Consider the following 6,954-nt stretch of genomic DNA (forward strand, 5'->3'; position numbering starts at 1 on the left):
CATCAGTCTTTCCGTGAACTGTTTTTGGAGTGGATGACAAGCCATATCCAGAAAATGGACGATATTGCATAAAAAGCTGGACCAATAAGAATGGCCCGCGCCAGACCCGCATGATCGGAGATCAGACCCAGCAGCCATGGCGCAAAAAGACCAGAAGCACCGCCTGCCACCATGGCGCCAAAAGAACCAGAAATAGTGCGAAGGGCTGGAGGAACCGTCTCCACCAGCAGGGTCGTCAGGCTTCCGGCCGTCGCGCCAAAAGAGGCGATCGCCATTACGGAAAACACCTCGCAAACTCGCAGGGAAGAGGCCGTAAACCCTATGGCAAACAAAACGGCTGCAAGCAGAGCACTGCCAGCAAGCGATGCGGCAATACCACCCGTATGCCCGGCAAGATAACGCCCCGTCAGCCATCCACCCACTGGTCCGGCCGGAAGCGTGAGCATAAGAGCTGAAAAAGCAAAGCCTGTAGCATGCAGGTTATCCAGACCATGCACACGGTGCAAAAAAGCTGGAAGCCACATCTGGGCCGTAATGGTCCCTGAAAAAAACAGGCTGAGTGCAATCAGGTGGATGGAGTAAGGAGCAATACGAAAAACAGAAAACTGCTGTTTCCAGCTTACTCTGTTCTCTATGGATCCAACATGCCCATCAGACTGCCCCGGAACTGGCTCCGGCACAAACAGCAGCAGAATACCCAGAACAAGACCGGGCAACCCTGTTAGAAAAAATGCCTGATGCCAGTTGGAATGTGCAGCAATCCATCCACCAATGCCAAACGCCAGCGCGGAGCCAAGCTTGTTGCGCAACATGAAAAGGGAAAAAACAAAGTTCCGTTCTTTCCTGTTATAAAGATCAGCCAGCCAGCCCGGAACAATACCCTGATAGGCCGCCATGCCAAAACTTGTGAGTGTGCGCCACAACACCAGCGTGGCCAGCCCGGTGGATAACGCACTACCCGCCGAAGCAAGGCTCCATAGCACAATAGAGCCGATCAGCACGGAGCGACGGCTGAACCGTGCCGCCAGCACCGCAAAAAGAGGTGCCCCGACAATACCCGCCAGTGTGGAGGCTGAAGACACACTGCCAAAAGCCGCATCCGAAAGATGGAGATCTGCCTTGATCGGGGTCAGCAGGCCGGAAAGAACCATGTTATCCATGGCGCAAACCGTACCCGTAGCCAGCAACAGAACCAGCGCGGGATGACGCGAGGCAACCGTTGCCGCAACGCTTTGCGTGGATGTCACGGGCAGGCTGACCGGAGGAAGAGTGGTTGCAGTGGATGACATGGCCGTATCCTCATGCTGGCTGAGAGTGTGCATGCGCAAGAACCGTGGCGTCCGCCAGAACTGAACGATCAATCCAGCTTTCCAGATCAAAGTCTTTTTGAATCAGACCCTGCTGCAACAAAAAGCTTTTTTGCGCATCTAGCGTTGCAAGGTAATCATCATTCAGATCAAGCCGGATACCCTGAGCAATATTCTCATACACTGCGGCAAGGTTTTCGGGTGCCTGCCCCAGATCGGACGCCAGAGCACGCAGGGCATCAAGCGGCTGGGTTGCGGCCCGCTCTGCCGTGCGCACAAGTGTTGCCACAATACGGACCAGAAGATCGCGCTGCTCCTCGATCAGTGCCGTGCTTACAACCAGACCACGCAGGACTGAGGGATGCACACGGGACACAAGGTCTGGTGCCAGCCGGGTGTCATACACCACGTTCAGGCGTGGGTAGAGCCCGCCATCGGGGGGGATGGACGCCGCCACGGCGTCCACCACGCCTTCTTCCAGTGCGGCCAGAGCGGAACGAAAGCCTGCCAGCAAAAAGCTCTCCCGCGCGCCACGCGGTGGAAACGCACGGGGAATACGCACCAGTTCAACATCATCCAGACCGAGCCCGGCAGTCGCCAGAGCGGTCTGATAGATTTTAAGCTGCTGGGCAATCATCAGATCAAACGGGCTATCCGGGTTGTGGAAGACCGCAAGCCGCCTGCCCTTGAGTGTGCCTGGCGCCGTAAGACCGGAAGAATGCAGGGACAGGACCGGATAACGACCATCCAGAAAGGCAAGACCCACAACCTTGCAGCCCACACCATGGCTTTTTTTCCATAGAGCCGGCGCATGTCCGGCATTACGGAGCCAGAGGCGATCCTTATGATCATATTCCGTTTTTGGAGAAAACCCTATGGACTGGAAAACAATTTCAACATCCTTTTCCTCCGCAAACTCCGCGCGCAGGGTGCCCCATGCTTCCGCCAGCGCACTGATGGTCGGCACAGAAGGGCAACGGGTATAATGGATAACCGGACGGGTCATGACCTCTTACTCCTGATGAGCAACATGCACGCCGTGGCGTGCCAGAAGCTGCTGTGCATTGTTGGAAAGAACTGCTCTCTGGCTATCGGTGTCCGCTGCTGTTGCTGCCCGCACACGCTCCAGCGTTGGCTGAATATCAGGCACTGGCGCATAGTCGGAGCCAAAAACAATGCGTTCGGACCCCAGAACACGCACAGCGGCGGCAACGGCGGCCGTGCCACTGCCCGCAGCCCCCGTATCCAGCCAGATCTGCTTGAAATGTTCGCGTAATGGCCCGGCCTGCACACGGGGCGAGACCTCGGCCTGCTCCACCGCCAGCGCACCCAGCGCCGTGCCACCAAGCATGGCGATCTGGATTGTAACATCGGGGAACGGAGCCAGAAAATCCGTAAACGCCAGTGTTGCAACGGCGGACGCAAAGCAGAACCCGTTATCTATAACCCAGCGCAGGGCCTCATTATCGTCATGCAGAATATCTGGCGGCTGGCCATGCACCTTGGGGCTGGCAAACCCCGTATGCAGGTAAATATGACTACGATGGGCCTGTGCCACCTCAAAAATACCCCTGAACGCCTCTGCCGAGCGCCGGGAGAAAAAACCGTTAACTGGTAATACACCACCAATCAGCCCCAGTTTTTCGTGCCCACGCTCCAGCTCACGGGCCGACCAGTCCAGATTATCCGTGCTCAGTGCCGCAACAGCACTGAAGCGGGTCGGGTGCTGTGCCACAAGGGCGGCCGTATCGTTATTCCACTGTGTCCACAAATCCTGCGTGGCGGCAAAGGGGAGGGCCGCATCCACCCCCAGCGTTGTTGGCCAGGACAAAAGCTGGTGTGCAACACCGACTTTATTCAGATTCTCCAGCCGGATCTGTAAGTCATACCACTGTGGTCCAAGGGGGAATGCGCCTCCCTTGCCTGCACCTGCTCCTGCACGCCAGATGGCAAGTTCATTACCCTGCCGCCCGATGCGCGGCGCATCCTGACGACGGCCCAGAATATCCAATGTGGACGGTGCAAACCAGTGGGAATGCAGGTCAATTACAGTCTTGCGATCAGTCATGGCACACCGTCCTCAAAAAAAGTCTACACGGGCAGAGAGCAGGAACATGCGGGGATTACTGTACTGGTAAGTAAAAGTCTGGCTTGTGGCGGAATAGGGCAGCACCTGAACCAGATAGCGATTGCCTGTAATATTGGTCACAATACCGCTTAGCTCCCACCGGCTGTTCCCCGGACGGAAGGATGCATGAACATCCCCCTGCCACACAGCGGATTGCTGAAGAGCGGATGCTGTTTCGTTGGAGACAAGGTAGTAATAATGCCCGGTATAGTTCCAGTGTGTGCCAACGCTGCCTTTGCCAATACCAGTGCGGAAGTTCCAGTCGACCGAGATATTGGCAGTCTGGTGTGGTGCGCGGGCGAACTCGTTACCCTTCAGGCTTGCAGCACCCGTGGGAGCAGTAAAGTCCGTAAACTTTGTTCTGAGAACACCCACATTCCCAGAAATTGTCAGATCATCAATCGGGCGGGCCTGAAAGGAGAACTCGCCACCTAGGGTGCGCCCAGATGCTGCGTTGGTGAGCGAAATAATGGTTGATTTTGTGGCCGCATCCGTTGCTGTCCATGAGGTTTGAATATTGTCGTATTCTGAATAAAAACCATCAGCACTCAGGGTCAGGCGGTGGTTGAACCAGCTCCCTTTGTATCCTCCTTCGTAAGATGTCAGGGTTTCCGGGTTTACCGCACCTGCTGTCTGGAGTGGCGTGCCACCACGGTTGACCGGGTTGGGGGTGATCTGGGTGTTGAACAGGCCAGAGCGGTAACCATCGGCAATACGCACGTAGAGCATATGGTTTTTACCAATCAGGAACTGTGGTTCCACGTCAAAACTGACATTCGACCAGCTTTTTCCACCATGGTAACTATCAATCCCAACCACGGGGGAGAGGATGTTTTGTGCATTCCACCAGTTTGTCGCATTCCCCGCAAACGAGACGGGAGATGTTGCCTGAACGCTGTCCAGATCAAGCCGCAGGTGGTCATGTGTCCACCGCACACCGCCTGCGACCTGAAACCACGGCACAACATGAATGGTTGTGTTGCCAAACAGGGCAAAACTATCCGTTGTCTGGCGGTACTGCGTGGATGCAAAGGCTGGCTGGCCAATAATGGCCGGCGTTGTGGGCGCACCGGGGGGGAGCGTGGCAGTTGCGTAATGGTCGTTCAGGGTTTCATGAAAATAATAGGCCCCTGCAATCCATGCGATCCGCTGATGCGGGTCCGATGCGAGACGAAACTCCTGACTGACCTGTGTTGGATGCAGTTTGTCATAGAGCCTGCTATATTCAAGAGGTGTGTAATCTCCATCCCCGCTCTGGCGGCGCTGTGCGTTTTCAAACGCCGTGATGGATGTAAAGGTCAGGCCATGGCCCGGATGCCATGTTGTGTGCAGGGACACCCCTTCGGACACAAGCGCCTGACGCCCGTTAACATTGGAGTTTGTCCAGTCCCGGCTGCCAGTATGGAGCGGTGAATAGACCGATGTGCCCGAAGCGCTATAATAAGGCACATTGGAACTCTGCATGTCACGCACATGCGTGTTCAGCAAAAACTCCAGATCATCCGTGGGCCGCCAAAGCGTTTGGAACCGGGCAGCAAAGTCTCCAAAATTGCCAACATTCTTACCTGTGCTGGCATTTTTTGCCCAACCATCCGAATTTTCCTGACGGACAGACAGGCGTGTGGTCAGCGTATCCGCTGTTATGGGGGTGTTGATCACAAGCTCACCCCGTTTTTGACCATAATCGCCAAAATCGACCTGTGCGTGCCCTTCTTTTTTGAATTCAGGACGGCGGGAGGTAAACTGTATGGCCCCTGCCGTTGCATTTTTGCCCCACAACGTTCCCTGCGGACCATTGAGAACGGCAACCTGCGCCTGATCAAACAGCGGAAAACCCTGAAAGGTCAGACTGTTCAGGTAAACATCGTCTGCGTAAACCGCGACGGCACCAATAGCGTTATTGGCAACATTACCGTTGCCAACACCACGAATGTAATAGCGGGGCCGCAGACGACCGTCAAAATTATAGCCCAGCACGTTGGGGGCAAATGCCGCCACATCAGCCGCACTATCCATATGCTGGCGGGCAATTGTGGTCGCGCTGATAGCCGTAACCGTTGCCGCGACTTTCTGAATATCCTGCGTGCGTCGGTTGGCTGTGACCATAACGGTCTCCAGTCCACCCGAGGCGTCTGGGCGATGCGCCTTGTCGGCCTTGCCCGCCTTGTCTGGCACAGACGCAACCTTGGCACGAGCAGGTTTGCTCTGGCTCTCGGCCCGGGCGGAAGACGTAGCGGACGCCACAAGACCTGACGCAAGAATCAGGGATGGCAAAGCAGCGCATGCAAGCCGGTTCCGCCTGGACAGGCAGGCCGCAGCTCGCCCCGGCAGGGAGAGGAAGGACCGGGAAACCGGAGATGAAGAAGGATAGATCATGTTCCACGCCGCGTTGTTTTTAAGCATTTACTATTTAAGTTAGTATTAATTCGTTGCATTTTACGACAGTGGCGGTTTTTATAATTTTTATGGGTACGGTTTTAACGTTAAACAATAGTGCAATATGCGCAGCAAAGAGGCTCCCCATGTTTGTGCCCCAACTTGACCGTAACGCCCGCGAGGGGCTGCAAAAGCAGATTATGCGGCAGATTATTGCCGCCATTGCCTCTGGCATGCTCCGCCCCAACACTCCCCTGCCGGGTATTAGGGAGGCCTCCATACGCTGGGGCGTGTCACGCAACACGGTCGTGCTTGTTTTTGATAATCTGGAAACGGAAGGGTATTTACAAACACGCCCTTCACGCGGGACATTCATCCACCCTACGCCACCTTGCAGCACCAGTTCCGTAGCCCTTCTGGGCAACGAACGGGGGGCGGCAGCCGCATCACTCGGGGGGCCATCATGGCCCGGTCAGGCGTTTATAGGGGACCCCGCACAGGACAGCGGAGCGCCAGATGGGGTTTTTAACCTCGGATTTGGCAGCGATATGCCGCTTTATCGGTTTCCAGCATGGCAAAAAACCATCGAACGCTTACTCCTGCGCGACAACTGGAAGCGGGGGGGAGAGTTCCAGCCCAATGCCGGTCTGCCCTTCCTGCGTTCAACTCTGGCGCGGTGGCTGCATTTACGCCACGGCGTAGCCATTGATCCGCAACAGATCATTATTATCACAGGGCTACAGCAGGCCCATTCCATTATCGCGCATGCCCTGCTCAAAACGGGTGACAGCGTTATTCTGGAAGACCCATGCTACCCGGGCAAACGCCAGTTATACGAAAAACTGGGCATGCGCGTGATCAATGGCGCAATTGACCGCAAGGGGTTAAAGCTGGCTGATCTGGCCCCCGAACAGGCACGTCTGCTGTGCGTTAATCCGGGCTGCCACATCCCGACCAACGTCACGCTTTCGCAACCACGCCGCAAACATATTGCAACGCTGGCCATGCAGGACCGCTGCCTTGTACTTGAGGAGTCGACGCGGAAATCTCACAGAAGGGTTGTACATCGGGTTAGATTATGAAAAAGTCTGTTTTGCACAAAAGAAATTTTCGTAAGCTATAAGAAAACCCGATGCAGACAGA

The 6,954-nt window shown here is 55.7% G+C and carries 5 protein-coding genes; 1 reads left to right on the forward strand and 4 read right to left on the reverse strand.

Features of this window, described 5'->3' with window-relative positions:
• Nucleotides 1-2 precede the first annotated feature (2 nt).
• Genes GOB86_RS03430 through GOB86_RS03445 form a run of 4 tightly spaced genes read right to left on the reverse strand, consistent with a single transcriptional unit; the run spans nucleotide 3 to nucleotide 5,811 of the window.
• The gene (locus GOB86_RS03430) at nucleotides 3-1,322 is read right to left on the reverse strand and encodes an MFS transporter (protein WP_242012475.1); all 1,320 of its coding nucleotides are present in this window, start codon (nucleotides 1,320-1,322) and stop codon (nucleotides 3-5) included.
• On the reverse strand, nucleotides 1,300-2,313 hold the full coding sequence (locus GOB86_RS03435) for an ABC transporter substrate-binding protein (protein WP_165990976.1): 1,014 nt from the start codon (nucleotides 2,311-2,313) through the stop codon (nucleotides 1,300-1,302). The genes GOB86_RS03430 and GOB86_RS03435 overlap by 23 nt, the downstream gene beginning before the upstream one ends.
• Before the next feature lie 6 nt (nucleotides 2,314-2,319).
• Nucleotides 2,320-3,375 carry an amidohydrolase family protein gene (locus GOB86_RS03440; RefSeq protein ID WP_165990977.1) on the reverse strand — a complete coding sequence of 352 codons (1,056 nt, stop codon included), beginning with the start codon at nucleotides 3,373-3,375 and terminating at the stop codon, nucleotides 2,320-2,322.
• A gap of 12 nt (nucleotides 3,376-3,387) precedes the next feature.
• The gene (locus tag GOB86_RS03445; RefSeq protein ID WP_165990978.1) at nucleotides 3,388-5,811 is read right to left on the reverse strand and encodes a TonB-dependent receptor; all 2,424 of its coding nucleotides are present in this window, start codon (nucleotides 5,809-5,811) and stop codon (nucleotides 3,388-3,390) included.
• 146 nt (nucleotides 5,812-5,957) lie between these two features.
• Between GOB86_RS03445 and GOB86_RS03450 the strand changes: the two genes are divergently transcribed.
• Nucleotides 5,958-6,893: an aminotransferase-like domain-containing protein gene (locus GOB86_RS03450; protein ID WP_165990979.1), complete on the forward strand. Its 936-nt coding sequence runs from the start codon at nucleotides 5,958-5,960 to the stop codon at nucleotides 6,891-6,893.
• Nucleotides 6,894-6,954 lie beyond the last annotated feature (61 nt).

Origin of the sequence: Acetobacter lambici (assembly GCF_011516885.1) — a bacterium.
Taxonomy (GTDB): domain Bacteria; phylum Pseudomonadota; class Alphaproteobacteria; order Acetobacterales; family Acetobacteraceae; genus Acetobacter; species Acetobacter lambici.

Bases quoted from the DNA above. Each gene is read 5' to 3' on its own strand.
- GOB86_RS03430 (WP_242012475.1), bottom strand. From the start codon at position 1,322: ATGCACACTCTCAGCCAGCATGAGGATACGGCCATGTCATCCACTGCA.
- GOB86_RS03435 (WP_165990976.1), bottom strand. From the start codon at position 2,313: ATGACCCGTCCGGTTATCCATTATACCCGTTGCCCTTCTGTGCCGACC.
- GOB86_RS03440 (WP_165990977.1), bottom strand. From the start codon at position 3,375: ATGACTGATCGCAAGACTGTAATTGACCTGCATTCCCACTGGTTTGCA.
- GOB86_RS03445 (WP_165990978.1), bottom strand. From the start codon at position 5,811: ATGATCTATCCTTCTTCATCTCCGGTTTCCCGGTCCTTCCTCTCCCTG.
- GOB86_RS03450 (WP_165990979.1), top strand. From the start codon at position 5,958: ATGTTTGTGCCCCAACTTGACCGTAACGCCCGCGAGGGGCTGCAAAAG.